The organism is Hymenobacter translucens (assembly GCF_020685205.1).
Taxonomy (GTDB): Bacteria; Bacteroidota; Bacteroidia; order Cytophagales; family Hymenobacteraceae; genus Hymenobacter; species Hymenobacter translucens.
Genome location: NZ_JAJERB010000003.1, coordinates 186,992 through 205,284 on the forward strand (window position 1 = coordinate 186,992; position 18,293 = coordinate 205,284).

The following is an 18,293-nucleotide window of genomic DNA, read 5'->3' on the forward strand; positions in this document are numbered from 1 at the left end:
GTCGCTAAAATGGTGCACTCAAAAGGAGGTTTCCGCTAGCATCTGCGGATCCGCCGGTACACCGGCCGCAGCACCGTAGCTGAACCGCACCCCGGAGCCGCCGCGCTGTTTGTTTTACCCGTAAGCCGGGTTCAGGTGAATGCCCTGCAAGATTAGCATCTACTCCGGCAGTGCCCGGGTATAGGTGTACGAAACCGGCACGGGCCCCTTCACGCCCTGCTGCGCCAGGGCCCGCTGCAGCTGCTCAATCAGTCGTCCGTGGGCGCCTACCGCCTGGGCGGCGGGCGTAAAGGCGCGGAACGCTACCGTCATGCCGCCGGGCTTGAGGGCCGTCACGACCACCTGCGGGGCCGGGTCCTTCAGCACGTGCTCATCGGTCAGCAGGAGGGGCACGGCCCAGGTGCGCAGCTCTTCCAGGCTGTGGGAGGCGTCCACGTCGGCCAGCACTTCCACCAGGGCCTTGTTCTGGGCAGTCTTGTTAACGATGACGTTGTTGGAAGTAGCGCCGTTGGGCAGAATAATGGTGTCGCCCTGGGGCGTGACGAGGATGGTGTTGAAGATCTGGATTTCCCGGACCTCCCCCGACTTGCCCTGGCTTTCAATGACGTCGCCCACGATGTAGGGCTTGAAGATCAGAATGAGCACTCCGCCCGCGAAGTTTGCCAGCGTACCCTGCAGGGCCAGGCCCACCGCCAGGCCCGCCGCGCCCAGAATGGCCACGAACGAGGTGGTTTCGAAGCCCACCATGCCGGCCACGGTCAGCAGCAGCAGCACCTTAAGGACGATATTGACCAGACTGGTCAGAAACGAGCGGAGCGAAACGTCGAGCCGGCCGGTGCTGACGGAAACAAAGTGGCTGACCCGGCCAATAAGCCACCAGCCGATGGCCAGGGCCAGCAGGGCCATGAAAAAGCGAGGCAGGTAAAGCACCACCAGGGTCTGGAGTTGCTGGGCGTAGGTAGATAGTTGGTTCATCGGCAAAAGAAGAAAGCAAGAAGGGCCGGACAGTATAAGCAAAAGGCGGGACCTGCCCCCGCCGGAAGGCGCTCCGCCTGAAGCGAAGCCCGCCTAAAGGCGTAAATTGCCGCCTTTATTCACCTTACCTCTATTCCATGTCCCTATTGATGCGCTTCGGCGCCGGTCTAACGCTGACTTTTGCCCTGCTTGGCTGCGGCGAAACAGATGAAACTCCTACCCCCACGCCGCCCGTGGCATCTAAAAATGAGCTTACCATCGCCACCCTGACGCCGGCCGCCGGTGCGCTGGTTTCCCGGTCCACTACCGTCACGGCCACGCTGAACTACAACCTCGACGACTCCGAGAAATCCGAGTACGGCTACCGCGTAACCCTGCAGTTTCAGTCGACTAACCCCAGCACTACCTTTTCCGGCTCCAACGGCACCGTGGTACTTCCCAACCGCAAGGGAACCGTGAGCATCTCTACTCCCCTGTCGTCTATCTGGGACCGGACCAATCCGGCGCCCCTACACCCTATCACCTGCTACTTCTACCTGCAGCGGCTGACTTCGGCAACATCCTCGGAGGTTATTGCCAAAACGTCGGCCATTACCTTTACCGAGTAGATTGCCGGCTGCTTTCCGCCGGTTGTGCCTGAGCCCGGCTCGGTGCTGCTTACGCGGCGTCGGGCCGGGCTTTTCGCGTGCCCTGGTACAGCTCATACTTAAGCAGACGGCAGTCGATGGGACCGTTGAACAGCGGCACGCGCCGGGAGGTGCGTAAGCCCACGCTCTTGGCCGCGGCCAGGTTACCGGTGAAGATATAGGCGTCGTAGCCCTGGAAGCTGGTTTTGAGCGTGTCGCCCATGACTTTGTAAAGCCCGGCCATTTCCGCCTCGTCCCCGATCCGCTCCCCGTAGGGCGGGTTCATAATGACGATGCCGGGTTCTTCCCGCGCCGGAGCTTTGGCATCCTTCACGTCGCGCACCGACAAGCGGATAAAGTCTTCGAGACCCGCTGCTTCTACGTTCTGCCGGGCCAGCTCGATAAACTCAGCCGACAGATCGGACCCCGCCAGATAAGCCTGGGGCTCCTCAAGGCGGGCGTTGCGGGCGTCGAGCTGCACCGATTCCCAGAGGGCACGGTCGAAATCAGGCCAGTTCTCGAAGCCGAACTTTCCCTGGTGATACAGCCCCGGCGCGATGCGCTGGGCCAGCAGGGCCGCCTCGGTGAGGAGGGTACCCGAGCCGCACATCGGGTCGATAAGCGGCTTTTTGCCGTCCCAGCCGGTGAGCAGCAGCAGGCCGGCGGCCAGCACCTCGTTGAGCGGGGCAGCGTTGGTTTGCTGGCGGTAGCCGCGGCGGTGCAGCGAGTCGCCGGAGGCATCGAGCGAGAACAACACCTCGTTTTCCAGCATGTGCAGGTGCAGGCGGATGTCGGGGTTTTTCACGTCCACGCTCGGCCGCTCGCCGGTGCGGTTGCGGAACTGGTCGACAATGGCATCCTTGGCCAGCTGGGCCACGAACAGGGAATGCTCAAAGCTCGACTTGTTGACCACGGCCGTAATGGCAAAGGTCTGGTCGGGGCGGATGTACTGGCTCCAGTCGATGCGGCCGGTTTCGCGGTACAGGGCGCGCTCGTCGGGGGCGTAGAAGTCGGCAAACGGCTTCAGGATGCGCATGGCCGTGCGGCACCAGAGGTTGGCTTCGTAGAGCAGCTGCTTGGGGCCGGTAAACTCCACCGCCCGCTGGCCGATCCTCTCGATTTTAGCGCCGAGGTCGCGCAGCTCCTGGGCCAGCACCTCTTCCAGCCCGAACTGGGTGGTGGCAGTCATGAAAAACGGGGCGTCGCGGCGGTTATCGGCCATAGCAGGGGGGATTGAAGGCAAAGGGAAGCCGCAAAGGTCGGGGTTTTAGCTGGTCCCGCGGAATAACACGCTGAATGGCCCTTCGCGCGAATTCCTATCTTTAAGGCCCACTTATTCCTTTCCCGCCTGCATGGCCGCTCCCCTTTCCACTTCTGCCGCTACCACTCCTACCACTCCGGACACCACCCGCTCCTACGCGGGACCGATGGTGCTGATGACCACTCTGTTCTTCCTGTTCGGGGCCGTCACCAATTTCAACGACGTGCTGATGCCCTACCTCAAGGATGTGTGTCAGCTCACCGACCTGCAGTCGTCGGCGGTGCAGTCGGCGTTTTTCGGGGCTTACTTTCTGATGTCGCTGCCGGCCGGGCGGGTGCTGGAAAAGCTGGGCTTCAAGCGCGGCATTGTGCTGGGGCTGCTGGTGATGGGCCTGGGTGCTTTGCTGTTCGTGCCCGCAGCCAACTCCCGCACGTTTGGCCTGTTCCTGCTGGCGCTGAGCTTGCTCGGCGCGGGCGTCACGCTGCTGCAGGTGGCGGCCAACCCTTACGTTTCGGTGCTCGGTCCGGCCCGCACGGCGGCCAGCCGGGTCAGCATCGTGGGTGTCGCCAACGGCCTGGGCGGTACGCTCTCCCCGCTTATCGGCGGTCTGATTTTGTTTGGCGGCTCGGCCGTGCTGAAGGCCCAGCTGGCGGCCATGCCCCTGGAGCAGCGCCTGACCCAGGAAGCCAACTTGGTAAAACCCCTCTACCTTGGCCTGGCCGTGTTTCTGGCCGTGCTGGCCGCCCTGTTTTTCCTGGTGCGCCTGCCTGAAATTGAAAGCATCCCCGCCGATGAGGAAGCCGCGGCAGCCGCCGAAGCCGGTTCCCTGGGTCGCACTTCCGCCCTGAGCTACCGCCATCTGGTGCTGGGCATCGGCGCCATTTTCTTTTACGTGGGCGTTGAAGTCGGGCTGGGCTCGTTTCTGATCCGCTACGGCGAAAGCCAGGGCATCAGCCAGCTCAGCGCCTTTACCCAGCAGCTGGTGCGGGGCCTGAGCGTGGCTACCGGCTGGGCCGGGGCCCTGTTCGGCCACGCCCCCGAGCCCATCGAAACGTCGGCGGGCTTCACCAAGGCTGTGGGCGCCGTGCTGGTGTCCTCGTACTGGTTTGGGCTAATGATTGGCCGCATTATCGGCATTCCGCTGCTGACCCGGTTTAATGCCCGCAAGCTGCTGGTCGGCGTCTGCGCGGCCGGTACGCTGTTCGTGCTGGCCTCCATCTTCAGCTCCGGTGAAACTGCCCTCTGGCTGGTCGTGCTTTGCGGGCTGTGCAACTCCATTATCTGGCCCGTGGTGTTTCCGCTGGCTATTACCGGGCTGGGGCGCTTTACCAAGCAGGGCTCGTCCTACCTGATTATGGCCATCGTGGGCGGCGCCATCATTCCCCCGCTGATGGGCTTCGTAGCCACCCACGGCGGCGGTCTGCGCGTCGCCTTTATCCTGCCCGCCCTGTGCTACGCCTACCTGCTTTACTACAGCGTAGCCGGCTACCGGGTCCGGTAATTTCTGAAGGAGTTAGGAGATTGGAGTTGATGAAGACAGAAGCTGTTTAGGAGGAGCTAGTAGTTTTATCACTCTGACGAAGGGCTTACCTTTGGCGGCGCTGGCGTTTGCCTTGCCGAACGAAGCATTATGACTATGCGGATTTCCTCCCAGCTCCTGCGTAGCAACTCCTAACTCCTGCCTCCTAGCTCCTCCAAATAATGCTCGAACACGACGTTTCCCTACGCCCCTATAATACTTTCGGCATCGACGTGAAGGCCCGGATGCTCGGCCGCTTTGCCAGCGTGGTGGAACTGCGGGCCTTGCTGGCGCTGCCTGAAGTAGCCTCGGCCGAGAAGCTGATCCTGGGCGGGGGCTCCAATCTGCTTTTCACCAAGGATTTCGAAGGCGTGGTGCTGAAAAATGAAATCCGGGGCCTCGAAGTAGTCGACCAGGACGAAGCGGCCGAAACGGCCCTGGTCCGGGCCGGGGCGGGCGAGTCGTGGCACGGGCTGGTGCAGTACGCGCTGGCTCAGAAGCTCAGCGGCATCGAAAACCTGTCCCTGATTCCGGGCACCGTGGGTGCGGCGCCGCTGCAGAACATCGGCGCTTACGGGGCGGAGCTGAAGGACACGTTTGACCGGCTCGAAGCCGTGGAAATCAGCACCGGGCGGCTGCGCACCTTTACCCACGAGGAGTGCGGCTTCGGCTACCGGGAAAGCGTGTTCAAAGGCCCGCTGCGCAACCAGTACATCGTGACCAGCGTGCTGCTGCGCCTGCACCGCCAGGCCCGCCTCAACGTCAGCTACGGCGCCATCCGCACCACCCTGGCCGACATGGGCATCGAGGCCGACCCCACGCCTCAGGATGTAAGTGAGGCCGTAATCCGCATCCGCCGCAGCAAGCTGCCCGACCCGGCCCAGATCGGCAATGCCGGCTCGTTTTTTAAGAACCCCGAGCTTTCCCAGGCTTCCTTTGATGCGCTGAAAGCCCGGTACCCTGACCTGCCCGGCTACCCGGTCCCGGGCGGCGTGAAGGTGCCCGCCGCCTGGCTGATTGAGCAATGCGGCTGGAAAGGCCGCCGCCTGGGCTACCACGGCGTCCACGACCAGCAGGCCCTGGTGCTGGTCAACCACGGCGGGGCCCAGGGGGGCGACATCCGCGACCTGGCCCACCAGATCATTGCCTCGGTGCGGGAGAAGTTCGGCGTGGAGCTGCACCCCGAAGTAAACATTATGTAAGCGCGAACAAGAGGTCTGAGCCCGACCTGCCCCAATGGCAGGCCCGACTTCCGCTCAGCAAGCCAACGGCAGCTTTACCATGACGAAATCAAAGGTGGCACTGGCGGGGCTTGCAGTCCTTCTCGCCGGCGCGCTGGCCTATTCCAGGCTTGAGCGAGCGGGAAATCCGATTATCAGTTATCAGGTTAACCCGCGCCTTCAGGAAATCCGCCTGTATTGGCAGGACCACGGCAAGCGCTTTGGTAGCCTCGGCAACCTGAAAGCCTGGCTTCGCGGGCACGGGCAAACCCTTGTCTTCGCTTGCAATGGCGGCATGTTCCACCCCGACTACTCGCCGGTCGGACTCTTTATCCAGGAGGGCCGCACCATCACGCCCCTGAATACCGGAACGGGTGCCGGCAACTTCTACCGGCAGCCCAACGGCGTTTTCTATATCACGGCTGACCGCCGCGCCGGTATCTGCACTACGGCGGACTTCACCCAGGTAGCCTCTCCCCGGTTTGCTACCCAGTCGGGCCCCATGCTGGTGGTGCGTAACGGGATTCCATCAATTTTTCAGCCGCAATCGACTAATCTCACTATCCGCAACGGGGTTGGAATCCTGCCCGACGGCACGGTGGTATTCGCCATGTCCCGTGATAAAATCAACTTTTACAATTTTGCCAAGCATTTCCAGCGCCTGGGCTGCGAGCAGGCACTGTACTTCGATGGCTTTGTTTCCCGCACCTATTTGCCAGCCCGGAACTGGGTGCAGACCGATGGTGATTTTGGCGTTATCATTGGCGTAACAGCCGTTCGGTAACAGTTGCGGACGCAGCTCATCGGAGGTAAGTGGCCGGCACGGTCTGGACGAACGGGCTGCGGTAATTGAAATATTATCAGGTTTTTTGCACCATTGCCGCAAACAGGCTAAACTTAAAATTAGCATATTTGCAGTAGCCTCCTCGCGCGGTCATCGTCCTTTCCATTGTTTTGCACCTATGAGAACGTTTACTCTTCTTTCTTTCCTGCTGGCTGGTTTCACCCAGGCGTATGCCCAGGCTCCCGTTTCTATTTCTGCGGCCCGTGTGGCCGGTCCCGGGGCCACAGTGGCTGTTCGGGGCGTTATCCTTAATGGTCCCGAGTTGGGCGCTATTCGCTACATCCAGGACAAGGATGCCGGCCTGGCGGCCTATGCCATGCGCCTGCCCGGCTTCTCCACCCTGGTAGCCGGCGACAGCGTGGAGCTGCGCGGTACCCTGAAAAGTTACAACGGCCTGTTGGAGATGGATCCGGTAACGGCCGTCGTCAAGCTGGCCGGAGGACGCAAGCTCATCATGACGGAAGTATCATCGGCCGAGATGAACCGGGTGTACACCGAAGCCTATGAGGGACGGCTGGTGAAAATCAAGGATGTAGCCCGGGTCACGATGGCGGGTGGCGCACCGGTCACCACGTTTGCCGGCAACACCAACTACTGGCTGAACGGGCAGAGCGGAGCGTTGCTGCGCGTTCCAATCGCGGCCAGCGGTGAGGAAGGCGTGGTGGGCAAGCCCGCCCCCACCTCCAGCTTTGATATCATCGGCATCGTGAGTCAGTTTTCAAACAGCGGCTCGGGCGGCTACCAGATTATTCCCCGCACCCGCACCGACTTCGTGCTGGGTGGCGGCCTGCCGATTATCCTGGGCGAGCCGGTGCCCACCAACATGAGCCGCACGGGCTTTACCGTGAGCTTCCGGACCCAGAACCCGGGCACCACCAAAGTGCAGTACGGCCGCACTTCCGACCTGGGCACCGAGGTTTCGAACGCCACGCCAACCACTCAGCACGATATCGCCATCGAAGGCCTGGAGCCCGGCACGGTGTACTACGTGAAGGTTTTGTCGACCAATTCCGCGGGTACGTCCACGATGCCCCCGGTGCCCATGATTACCGATACCAAGAAGCGCACGGTGCCCCGTACCCGTACGGCCCAGAACGGCAACGAATAAGCTGCTGGCCTTTGCCTTTTCCAGGGAAGCACCCAGCCCAATCCGGCTGGGTGTTTCTGTGCCCGCCCTTTTTGCCGGGAAAAACACTTTCACTGAAAGTCAGCATCTTTACAATCCCTAATCAACTACCAGCCACCCCTTTGCCTACTGACAACTTCCGCATGAAAAACGTTACGCTGCTCGCCTTACTCCTCTGCGCGGTGCTGGCCCGGCCGGCGCTGGCCCAGACGCCCATAACCATTGCCGCGGCCCGCGCCATGGACCCGGGCTTTAACGCCTCCGGCTCAACCGTCACGGTGCGGGGCGTGGTTACCAACGGGGCCGAGCTGCGCGACATACGCTACCTGCAGGACGCCACCGGTGGTATTGCCGCCTATTCACCGGCCCTCGTCGTCGGCATAAACCAGGGCGACAGTATCCAGGTAACGGGTACGCTCAAAAATTTCCGCGGCCTGCTGGAGCTGGACCCGGTTACGTCCATCACCGTGCTGGCCGGTAACCGCCCGCTGCCCTCTCCGGTAGTCTTCCCGGCCGGTGGCCTTACCGCCGCCTTTGCCGAGCAGTATGAGGGGCGGCTGGTGCGCCTGAATGGCCTGACGTCCATCAACACGCTGTCGGGGGCGCCGGTGACGGCCTTTTCCAACACGACGTTCCGGATCAACAACGACCCCAACACGGTGCTCTTCGTGAATGCCGGCTCCAGCGGACCCAACGGCCTGATTGGCAAGCCCTCCCCGACCGGGACCTTCGACGCCATCGGCATCATGAGCCAGTTCACGAACCTGGCGCCCGGCGCCAATGGCTATCAGCTGCTGCCCCGCCTCTATACCGACTTCCTGCAGGGCAACACACCGAACCTGCTCAACTCTCCCCGACCCACGAACATCACTACCACCGGCTTTACGGTAAACTTCCTGACCCAGAACGCCGGCAATACCAAGCTGGAGTATGCCACGACGCCGGCGGGTCCTTTTACGGCCGTTATCAGTACCTCCAGCACCACCCAGCACAGCCTGGCCATTACGGGTCTGCAGCCGGCTACAGTGTACTACATCAAGGCCAGTTCGAGCAATGCCACCGGCCTGTCGGAGTCCCGGGTGATACCGATGATTACGGCCTCGCTTTCCAGCGGTAAGATGCGCTCTTACTTCACCAACCCCGTGAACACGAGCCTGGCGCTGCCCGGCAACAACGCGCTGTACCTGCCCAACGGCGCCATTGCCGATACGCTGGCCCGCTACATCAACCGCGCCCAGGAAACCATTGATCTGGCCATCTATAACTGGAACAACCAGGTATTGTTGAACGCGGTAAACGCCGCCAAGGCCCGGGGCGTAAACGTGCGGGTTATTTTCGAGGCCACCAACGCCAACCTGAGCATGAACAGCCTGAGCGCCACCATCCCGCGCGTAGGCCGCCAGACCACGCAGAACATCATGCACAACAAGTTTGTGGTGATTGACGCCAACAGCACCAACCCCAATGCGGCGTGGGTGTGGACCGGCTCCACCAACTGGACCCCGGCACAGCTAAGCACCGACCGCAACAACTCTATTGCCCTGCAGGACCAGAGCCTGGCCCGGGTGTACACCATGGAATTCAACGAGATGTGGGGCGGCGGCACCCAATCTACGGCTGTGTTCGGCTCGCGCAAGACCGACAACACCCCGCACTACTTCAACATCGGCGGCAAGCTGGTAGAGTCGTGGTTCTCGCCCACCGACAACGTGAACGGCCGTCTGATCGAAGCCATCCAGAGCGCCGACAACGACCTGCACATTGCCACCATGCTCATCACGCAAAGCGACATCGGCCGCGCCATCCGCGACCATGTTGCGCAGCGCAACATTGCCGGCTGCTCGGAAGTGCTGGTAGACGACACGACCAGCAGCACCGCCTCCGGCCCCATCTTCCGCACGATCCGCACCTCGCTGGGTAACCGCGTGCTGGTGAACAACGTGGCCGGCATCATGCACCACAAGTACGCCATCATGGATGCCGGCGCTTCGCAGTCGGACCCGCAGGTGTTCGTGGGCTCACACAACTGGAGCCTTTCGGCCAACACCGAAAACGACGAGAACACGCTGATTGTGCACGACGCCAAAATCGTGAACCAGTACTACCAGGAGTTCTACCGCCGTATCACCGACCAGAACCGCGCGGGCGTCACGCCCTGCACCCTGATTCTGGCAACCCGCTCCGGTACGGTGCAGCAGAGCACGATGCAGGTGTACCCGAACCCGGCCCGGGGTCAGTTCCAGCTCAAGCTGGCCGACGCTTCGGCCCGCACCGTCAGCATCACGCTGCGCGACGCCACCGGCCGCGTGGTACTCACCGCAACCAAGCCTTACACCGCCGGCCAGGACCTGACCGTGGACGCTTCCCAGCTGCGCAGCGGCCTGTACCTGGTACAGGTAGTTACGCCCGAGTCGATCCAGACCGGCCGCGTGGTAGTGGAGTAGGTTGGCTAGTGGCGGATGGCTTTTAGCTGTTGGCCTGCCGCTATAAAAAGGGCCCGCTCAGTGATGAGCGGGCCCTTTTTATAGCGTTACTGCGGGTAAAGCGCGTTACGCCGAGCTGGTGCTCGGCGCTACTTCAGCACGACCACCGTGGCGCCGTCGCCGCCCCGGTCGGCATGCTCGTCGGCTACGCTGGCTACTTCCCGGACTTTGCGGACGTAGTCGCGCACGACCTGACGAAGCACGCCGTTGCCGCGGCCGTGCAGAAACTTCAGCTCGGGAATGCCCAGCATCACGGCGTCGTCCACGAAGGCCATGACTTTTAGCAGCGCGTCTTCGGCCCGCTCCCCGCGCAAATCGAGTGTCGGACTGAAGCTGGCCATCCGGCCGGTGATGTCCATGCCGCTGCCCCCGCCACCGACGCTGGCTTTTTCGGCTTTCCGCTCCCGCTCTTTTACTTCGGCCCGGCTGATCTTTTCCAGCTGGCTGACCTTGGCCAGGGTTTTCATGCCCCCAAACGAAACTTCGGCGGTTTTGCCTTTCAGGCCCATGATTTCGCCGTAACCCTCCTGCCCCATCAGAGCGACCTTGTCGCCCACTTTGAGCGTGGCGGGGTCAGCGGCTTCGCGGGTGGCCCGGGGCTTGGGCGGCTCGATCTGCAGCTCCTCGCGCACGAACGTGTCGAGCTTCTGCCGGGCCTGCTTGGTTTGCTCTTTGTCGGCCTGGGACGAGCGGATTTCAGCAATGGTAGCCTCGATCTGCTGGTTGGTGTCCTTGAGCAAAAGCTTGGCTTTGGCTTTGGCGTCGCGCAGCACGTCGAGGCGGGTTTCGTCGAGGTACTGCTTGAGGTCCTGGTATTCCTGGGCGGCTTTCTTCATGCGCCGCTCCTGCTTTTCAGCTTCCGCGGAGCGCTGCTCGAGGTCGGCCTTTTCCTTTTCCAGTCCTTCCAGCAGCCGGTCGTAGCGGATCTTGTCCTTGCCCACGAGCTGGGTGGCCCGCTCCACGATCTGCTTGGGCAGGCCGATCTTACGGGCAATTTCGATGGCGAAGCTCGAGCCCGGCTTGCCGATTTCGAGGCGGTACAGCGGCTGCAGCCGCTCGGGGTCGTAGCGCATGGCGCCGTTCACAATGCCCGGGGCCCGCTCGGCGTAGTTTTTCAGGTTGGTGTAGTGCGTCGTGATGACGCCAAACGAGCGGGCGCGGTTGAGCTCGTCGAGCACGGCTTCGGCAATGGCTCCGCCCAGGGCAGGCTCGGTGCCCGTACCAAATTCGTCGATGAGCACCAGGCTGCGCTTGCCGGCGTACATCAGGAATTGCTTCATGCTGAGCAGGTGAGACGAGTACGTGCTCAAATCGTTTTCCAGGCTCTGCTCGTCGCCGATGTCGAGGAAGATGTCGTCGAACACGCCGGCCGCCGAACCGTCGCCGGCCGGGATGAGCAGGCCGCACTGCAGCATGTACTGCACCAGGCCCACCGTCTTCATGGCTACCGACTTACCGCCGGCGTTGGGCCCCGAAATCAGCAGGATGCGCTGGTCAGGGTTCAGCTCCACGTTGAGCGGCACCACTTCGCGGGAGTTGTCCTTGAGCTCCCTGAAGGTGAGGTACAGCAGCGGGTGGCGCACGTTCTTCCACTGAATCAGCGGGCGGGGGTGCAGTTCGGGCAGGGAGGCTTCGAGGCGACCGGCCAGCAGGGCCTTGGCCCGGATAAAGTCAAGCAGACCAAGGTACTGGTACGCCTTGCGCAGGTCGGCAATGTGGGGACGCAGCTGGTCTGTGAGGGCCGTAAGGATGCGAATCAGCTCACGCTGGTAGGCATTCTCCAGGTCCTTGATATCATTGTTGAGCTCAAACACCGCCTCCGGCTCGATAAAGACCGTCTGGCCCGAAGCCGACTCGTCGTGAATCAGACCCTTAACGCGGCGCTTGTGCTCGGCAATGACGGGCAGCACGAGGCGGCCCCCACGGATGGTGGGCTCGGCCTCGCCGGGAATCCAGCCTTCGGACTTGGCGTGGCGCAGGATGCCGGCAATCTGCTTGCGCAGCATGCCCTGCCGGGCAATCAGCTCCTGGCGCAGCTGCATCAGCAAGGGTGAGGCGTTGTCGCGCACCAGCCCTTCGTCGTCCACCACCTTGTCGAGGGCGGCCAGCAGGTTGCGGTCCACCTGCACGCCGATGCCCAGCAGGCGCAGCGTGGGATAAAGCGTTTCCTCGGCCTGGGTGAAGAAAAGCAAAGCCTGGCGGATGGTCCGCAGACTCATCTTCAGGGCAAAGAAGGCGGGCACGTCGAGGTAGGCACCGGGCAGGCTGGCCCGCACCAGATACGGGTGAACGTCGTGGTAATGCTGGCTGGGAAAGTCGGCACCCGACTGCAGCAGGGTGCGGAACTCGTCGGTTTGCAGCAGCAGCCGATGGAGCTGGTCGTGCTTGGTCTGGAACGTCATCTTGGCCACGAACTGGCGGCCCAGGGCACTCAGACACAGGCCATCCAGCATCTCGCGCAACTGCGCGAAGCCAATTTTCTGCTCGAAATTCTGCGGTAAAATCAAGTGAGGTGCGGGTATGAGGAATAAAATCGGAATGGGATGCGAAGGTAAACATCTGCCAGCCCCGGAAAGATTCAGATTCTCTGATTTATCCGGCCTGCATTTTTTCCGGCTTTCACAAGCCGGGCCTTACGCATCGGTCACCCGGCTGCGGGCACCCGGCCACCGGCTTTATTTTCAGTTTACGAAGAATCTTTATTCAGAATACAGGCTATTCCTGATAGATTTGCCCTCCCTATATTCCGATTAATGCGAAAAATTCTACAACCTCTCCTCTTTACAAGCCTTTTAGTCGCTTCCTGTACTGAAGAAGAAAAGTACCAGCCCCTGGCTTTCTCCACTATGCGCTTCGAGGAGCTGAAGCCGGCGGCTTCGGCCGGTAAGGAGCTGCGCGCCATCGACTTTCTCACGGTTAATCAAGGCGTGGCGGGCGGCAGCAACGGCCTGCTGCTGACCACCGCCGACGGCGGGCAGACCTGGCAGACCCTGACGCCGAATCCGGGCCTGGGCACCATCAACAAGCTGGTGATGACCTCGGCCACCACCATCTGGGCGGCCACCGAGTACGGCATTCAGCACAGCACCAACGGCGGCCAGTCCTGGCAGCAGCGGGCGGGGGGTACCTTTACGGATGTGCAGTTCGTGACCAGCCTGATCGGGTACGCTACCGCCGGCAACGGCTCCATCATCAAGACCACCAACGGGGGCATCTCCTGGTTTAACTCGTTTGTGGCCCAGTTTGGCGCTCCGCCCCTGCGGGGCGTTTCCTTTTCTGCGCCCGACTCCGGCATGGTTGTGGGCGACGACCAGCGGATGCTGACGACCACCAACGGCGGCTCTACCTGGGTGCAGAAAGGCAGTCAGGGCTCGGGCAGCCAGCGGGACGTGCTCGACGTGCTGCGCCTTCGCTCGGGCAGCTACTTTGTGGTGGGCACGGCCGGCATCGGCGTGCCCTCCTTTGGCATCACCGGCTTCCGGGCCGTGCAGGCCCGCCCCGACGGCACCGTGCTTGAAACCCTGGAGGCCCACCCCCGCAATACCTTTCCGACTAATGGCCTGGCGCAGTGGCAAGGCCGGGTGGTGGGTGTGGGCAACGGCAACGTGATCCGCCAGCACGCCGAGTTCGGCAAGGAGGGCTCGCCCTGGGTGCAGGTGCACGGGCCCGACGGCGCTTCGTTCCAGCGCAGCTACCTCGCCGCCGACTTCGCCGATGCCAACACCTTTTACGCCGTCAGCAAGGATGGCGTGATTACCCGGTTTCATTACTAGTTGATTGCTGATTGTTTAAAAAGCTGCTCTACCCTTCTGTCTCCCAACAAGCAGCAACCAACACTCATCAACTAGCCACATCCCATCAGTCGCTTTCCCCAATGACTAAATTTCTACTTACCGGCCTGCTGCTGGCCGGTTCCTCGGTAGCGGCGCAGGCCCAGATCAGCAACTTCAGCTGGCTTATCGGGGGCGGAGCCGTGATGACCCGCGGTACGGCTCCCGTGCGCGTGGAGCAGCTGCTCGACTCGGGCATCCAGAACGAAACCTACGAGGTGCGGTCCGTCAACAGCGACGCGCTGCTGTTGACGTTCGGCCTAAGCTACAGCGCCCCGCTTTACCAGTTCAGCGACGAGCAGGCCCTGGGCATCTGCCTGAACGCCACCGGCGGCATCCAGGGTGCTACCAACGACCAGCAGGACAACCAGCGCCTGCTTGCCGACTTTCCGCAGTACGCCACCTACCGCTATGGAGCCAAGTCGTCGAAGCACTCCAAGTCGACCTTCGGGCTGGGCCTGGGGGCCGGCTACCGCTTCGGCTACACCCTGCCCATGATTCCCTACAGCGCCCCGAGCGTGATGGCAGAGGTGGTGTACGGGGGCCGAAAAACCGACTGGTACCTGCGCCTGAGCACCGATCCGGTGGCCCGGCAGTTCTACAACGAGTTTTCAAGCGAGGGCAAGGTGAAGTCTTTTTCCGTGCGCGAAACGCAGCTTCAGCTCGGCTATACCTTTTAAATCAGAGCTTAGGTCTTAGGAACTTAGGGCTTAGTCGCCTGCTCCTGAGCCTTGCTCCAATTGCCAGGTATCCGGTGCCCAATGCCAACGGCCTGCCCTATCACCATCCCACTAAGCCCTACGACCTACGTCCCTAAGACCTACCAAATGAAGCTTTTTATCCTGCTGGCCGCCGGCCTGCTTGCCACGGCTACCTTCCCGGGCGCCATAACCGTCTTTGCCCAGCCTACGCCGGTCCAGACGATTTCCCTCGACCCGCGGGAAATGCTCGGGGGCGTGGTGCACCTGACCAACCAGAACACCGTACTGCTGCTTTCCAACAGCGAAACGCCCGACGTGCGCGTCCGCACCCTCGGCCCCGACGGACAGACGCTATGGGAAGCCAAGCTGACCCGCTTTCAGCAGATTAAAGGTGGCAGCCGCCGCTCCGGCCTGTTTGCCGAGGCCGAGGAAGAAACCTCGTCGAGCACCCTGGCGCCGGTGCAGGTATACACCAGCGGCAACGACCTGTACGCGGTCGAAATCATCAGCGAGAACGTAGCCCGCAAGCAGGGCAAGGGCGGGGAGCTGAAGGCCGGCCAGGTGCTGGTGCAGCACCTCAACGAGAAAGGCCAGCTGGACCGCGCCGCCTTCGATGCTCCGGCTGAGATTAAGCGGGTCGACCGCCGGGTGCTGAGCACCTACGTGGAAGACGGCGTTCTGTACCGCATCACCGAGGAGCGCAACGAGCGCGAGGACATGGCCCAGCACGTGCTGGAAAAGTACCCGATGGCCACCCGTAAAATGGAGCGGGTCCTGCTCAAGCTGCCCGAGACGCCCGAGCGGACCCGCATGAACGTGTTCTACAACGAGTGGGGCTACCTCGGCCACCGGGCGGGCCAGACCTATATGTTCCGTCGCCTGAAGGGCCACGGTAAAAAGGAGTCGTTCCGGGACATGCCGATGGAATACCAGATTCTGACGCTCGACAACAACGGCGCTACTACCGGCGGCTTCACCACCACCCTGGGCCTGGAGCCCAAAACCCAGCCCGCTTACTCGGCCTACTCCATGCCCCAGCTGCAGGAGCAGCAGCACCTCTACAAGGCCGTCACGCGGGGCAAGTACATCTACGACGAGTACGATGTCAGCTCGGGCGGCATCGGGGAGTTCTTTCTGGACTATGCTACCGGCGAGGTGCTAATTTTCGGGGAATTCTCCAAGGATGGCGACTTCGGCAACCAAGAGGGCCTGTTCGTGCGGCGCTACGACGTGTCGGGCAAGGTAGTGCAGCAGACCCAGACCCTTTACCCCAAGGAAATGAAGGCCACCGCACCCAACGCCTTTGCCGGCTCCGAGCTGGCCGGGGCCATGCGCTCCTACATGTTCAGCCTCGACCCGCTCGACGGCAGCCTGGAGTTCGGTATCCGCAAGTTCGGCATGATGGGCGGAGGCGGCGGCCTGTTCCGGGTGCGCCTCGACAAGGACCTGAAGTACCTGGGCTACTCGTACCAGGAAAAGGACAAAAGCACGAAGGGCCTGCTCACCCCGGTCAACTACGTAAGCCCCTTCTGGCTGTACAAGCGCGACGGCACCGACACCGTTTCCCGCCTGCTCGGCTCGAAAATCAACTCGTTTGACGCCCCGGCCTACGCCGCCCTGGAAAAGCTGCGGCTGCAGCCCGCCGCCAAGGCCTCGGACAAGAAAGAGTACTACCTCTCGCCCACCGGTGCCGGCTCGGGCCTGCTGCTGGAGCGCATCACCGTGCTGGGCGGCAAGCTCAGCGTGTATAAGATTTAAGTGACCTGCTTTGGTGCAGCAGAAAGCCCGACTGGTAAACCAGTTGGGCTTTTTTAGTGAACAATCCTTGAAACCAGAGACTCAGGCTCCTATCCTCTAAGCGCTGACTTCTCCTCTACCCCCAGCCCGAACAGGGCGAAGTCATACTTCACCGGGTCCTGGGCATCAAAGCGGCGCAGGTTGGCCGTCAGCTCTTCGGCGGCCTGCCAGTCGACCTTGGGGCGGGAAAGCAAACCCAGTTGCCGGGCCTGGCGCTCTACGTGCACATCGATGGGGCAGATCAGCTCGGCGGGCGAAAGGCGGCGCCAGAGGCCGAAGTCCACGCCCTGCTCGTCGCGGCGGACCATCCAGCGCAGGTACATGTTCAGCCGTTTGCAGGCCGAGCCCCGGGCGGGCGTGGCTACGTGCTTGCGGGTGCGCGGCGGGGCATCGGGCAAACGGAAGAACAGGCGGTGGAAGCTCTCGAGCCGCTCCTTTTGGCTGGTGCCGTGCAGAAAAGCTGCTTCGAGTGAGTCCTGCTGCTGGTAGTGCCCGCGCAGCCAGTGCACGAAGTACAAAAGGTCGGTGTCGCAGAACGTGCGGTGGCAGAAGCCCAGCAGCTTTTTCAGGTCCTCGTCCTCATGCTGCGTTACAAACTCGTAGGGCGCGTCATCCATCCGGGCCAGCAGCTCGGTGGTTTTCTGCACGATGGTCTTGCGCTGCCCCCAGGCCAGCAGGGCCGCAAACAGCCCGCTGATTTCCACGTCCTGGAGGCGGGAAAACCGGTGGGGAATGCTGATGGGGTCGGCCGCAATAAAGCCCGGCTGGTTGTAGCGCCGGTACCGCTCTTCGAGCAGCCGGCCTACTTCGGCCTCGTTCGCAAAGCTCGGCACGCTACGGCACGTAGGACGTTTCGACGCGGAAGCGGGCGTCGGGGCTGGCCAGCTTCTGCACGGCCCGGCGGGAAAGGCGGATCAGCACGTTGCTGTTTTCGCCGGTGTCGGGCAGGGGCCCGATGACGCGCACGTACACCGACTGCCCGTTCATGATGTTGCGCACCTGCATGATGGTACCCACCGCCGCGGTTTTGTGCAGGGCCAGGTACTTGTCGGTTATGTTGCCTTCAATCACGGCGGCCAGGCCGCTTTCGGTGGTGCGGTGCACAATTTCACTGGCCCGGGTGGGAGCCGCCTCCGCTTCCTTCTCCTTGTCGGCGGGAGCCGGCGTTACGGTGGCTATAACTTCCTTTTCCTTTTCGCGTGGCGTTTCCCTGGGCTGGGGCTGCTCCTTGGGGCGGTCCGGCTCGTCGTCGCGCTCGGGGCGGGAAGCCGGGGCCACCGGGGCCACCTTGGCCGGGGCTGCCGCAACGGCTGCCGGCGACTTGCCCGTGCCGGGAGCGGGAATAATAATCAACGTCTGCCCCAGGCGCAGGCTACCATCTGCGGGCAGGCGGTTGAGTTCCTTCAGGTCGTCGGGCGTCACGCCAAAGCGGCGGGCCACGGCGAAGAGCGACTGGCCTTTCTCTACTTTATACACCTTGTTGCCCTGGGCATCGGTGGTCAGGCCCTTGGTGCTGTTTCCGGTGGCCCCGGGGGCAGCGGCAGGTGCCGCGGCGGTTTTGGGAGCCGGGGTAGGCGTATTCAGCACCACCCGGTTGCGGGGCACGAGGACAACCTGGCCCGCTGCCAGGGCACCGGCCAGCTTGGGATTGAGTTCCACGATCTGGTCGACGGGAACCTTGTACTTGCGGGAAATGCCATAAAGCGTTTCGCCGGGAGCGACCTTGTGCTTGATCAGCACTTTGTTGCCCCGGTATTCCACCCCGATCGAGTCGGGCGGCAGCACGGTGAAGGAAGCGGCAGAAGCAGAAAAGCTGGTGAAGGCCAGCGTGGCAAACAGAAACGAGAATCGGTTCATAGAGGCGGTTTGCGGGATGTTAACAGCGAGCGGCGAAAAAGAGGCCGGCAATAC

The 18,293-nt window shown here is 62.4% G+C and carries 14 protein-coding genes; 9 read left to right on the forward strand and 5 right to left on the reverse strand.

The features are described from left to right. Window positions 1–159 precede the first annotated feature (159 nt). Window positions 160–975 (reverse strand): mechanosensitive ion channel family protein, encoded by an 816-nt coding sequence (locus tag LJY25_RS07990; protein ID WP_227607797.1) that lies wholly within the window; start codon window positions 973–975, stop codon window positions 160–162. A gap of 137 nt (window positions 976–1,112) precedes the next feature. Here LJY25_RS07990 and LJY25_RS07995 point away from each other — a divergent pair, with 137 nt between their 5' ends. Continuing rightward, window positions 1,113–1,583, forward strand: a complete 471-nt coding sequence (locus tag LJY25_RS07995) for a hypothetical protein (RefSeq protein ID WP_227607798.1) — start codon at window positions 1,113–1,115, stop codon at window positions 1,581–1,583. Window positions 1,584–1,632: 49 nt separating this feature from the next. Here the strand turns inward: LJY25_RS07995 and LJY25_RS08000 are convergent, their stop codons facing one another. Beyond that, entirely contained in the window at window positions 1,633–2,823 is a 1,191-nt protein-coding gene (locus LJY25_RS08000) for a THUMP domain-containing class I SAM-dependent RNA methyltransferase (RefSeq protein ID WP_227607799.1), read from the reverse strand. Window positions 2,824–2,953: 130 nt separating this feature from the next. Here LJY25_RS08000 and LJY25_RS08005 point away from each other — a divergent pair, with 130 nt between their 5' ends. The 5 genes from LJY25_RS08005 to LJY25_RS08025 all read left to right on the forward strand — a co-directional run bounded on the left by LJY25_RS08005 (window position 2,954) and on the right by LJY25_RS08025 (window position 10,015). Then, window positions 2,954–4,363: a sugar MFS transporter gene (locus LJY25_RS08005; RefSeq protein ID WP_227607800.1), complete on the forward strand. Its 1,410-nt coding sequence runs from the start codon at window positions 2,954–2,956 to the stop codon at window positions 4,361–4,363. 200 nt (window positions 4,364–4,563) lie between these two features. Beyond that, window positions 4,564–5,583 (forward strand): UDP-N-acetylmuramate dehydrogenase, encoded by a 1,020-nt coding sequence (gene murB / locus LJY25_RS08010; protein WP_227607801.1) that lies wholly within the window; start codon window positions 4,564–4,566, stop codon window positions 5,581–5,583. A gap of 79 nt (window positions 5,584–5,662) precedes the next feature. Next, window positions 5,663–6,385 carry a phosphodiester glycosidase family protein gene (locus LJY25_RS08015; RefSeq protein WP_227607802.1) on the forward strand — a complete coding sequence of 241 codons (723 nt, stop codon included), beginning with the start codon at window positions 5,663–5,665 and terminating at the stop codon, window positions 6,383–6,385. A gap of 178 nt (window positions 6,386–6,563) precedes the next feature. After that, window positions 6,564–7,553 (forward strand): fibronectin type III domain-containing protein, encoded by a 990-nt coding sequence (locus LJY25_RS08020; RefSeq protein ID WP_227607803.1) that lies wholly within the window; start codon window positions 6,564–6,566, stop codon window positions 7,551–7,553. Window positions 7,554–7,714: 161 nt separating this feature from the next. Then, window positions 7,715–10,015 carry a phospholipase D-like domain-containing protein gene (locus LJY25_RS08025; RefSeq protein WP_227607804.1) on the forward strand — a complete coding sequence of 767 codons (2,301 nt, stop codon included), beginning with the start codon at window positions 7,715–7,717 and terminating at the stop codon, window positions 10,013–10,015. A 128-nt stretch (window positions 10,016–10,143) separates the two neighbouring features. Here the strand turns inward: LJY25_RS08025 and LJY25_RS08030 are convergent, their stop codons facing one another. Then, the gene (locus LJY25_RS08030; protein ID WP_227607805.1) at window positions 10,144–12,561 is read right to left on the reverse strand and encodes an endonuclease MutS2; all 2,418 of its coding nucleotides are present in this window, start codon (window positions 12,559–12,561) and stop codon (window positions 10,144–10,146) included. A gap of 339 nt (window positions 12,562–12,900) precedes the next feature. Here LJY25_RS08030 and LJY25_RS08035 point away from each other — a divergent pair, with 339 nt between their 5' ends. The 3 genes from LJY25_RS08035 (at window position 12,901) to LJY25_RS08045 (ending at window position 16,343) form a co-directional block, all read left to right on the forward strand. Beyond that, the gene (locus LJY25_RS08035; RefSeq protein ID WP_227607806.1) at window positions 12,901–13,827 is read left to right on the forward strand and encodes a WD40/YVTN/BNR-like repeat-containing protein; all 927 of its coding nucleotides are present in this window, start codon (window positions 12,901–12,903) and stop codon (window positions 13,825–13,827) included. A gap of 101 nt (window positions 13,828–13,928) precedes the next feature. Then, on the forward strand, window positions 13,929–14,564 hold the full coding sequence (locus LJY25_RS08040) for a hypothetical protein (RefSeq protein WP_227607807.1): 636 nt from the start codon (window positions 13,929–13,931) through the stop codon (window positions 14,562–14,564). Window positions 14,565–14,711: 147 nt separating this feature from the next. After that, on the forward strand, window positions 14,712–16,343 hold the full coding sequence (locus LJY25_RS08045) for a hypothetical protein (protein ID WP_227607808.1): 1,632 nt from the start codon (window positions 14,712–14,714) through the stop codon (window positions 16,341–16,343). A gap of 89 nt (window positions 16,344–16,432) precedes the next feature. On the opposite strand, the gene LJY25_RS08050 is transcribed toward LJY25_RS08045, so the two are convergent. Continuing rightward, window positions 16,433–17,215 (reverse strand): TIGR02757 family protein, encoded by a 783-nt coding sequence (locus LJY25_RS08050; RefSeq protein ID WP_227607809.1) that lies wholly within the window; start codon window positions 17,213–17,215, stop codon window positions 16,433–16,435. 1 nt (window position 17,216) lies between these two features. Further along, the gene (locus LJY25_RS08055) at window positions 17,217–18,239 is read right to left on the reverse strand and encodes a LysM peptidoglycan-binding domain-containing protein (RefSeq protein ID WP_227607810.1); all 1,023 of its coding nucleotides are present in this window, start codon (window positions 18,237–18,239) and stop codon (window positions 17,217–17,219) included. Window positions 18,240–18,293 lie beyond the last annotated feature (54 nt).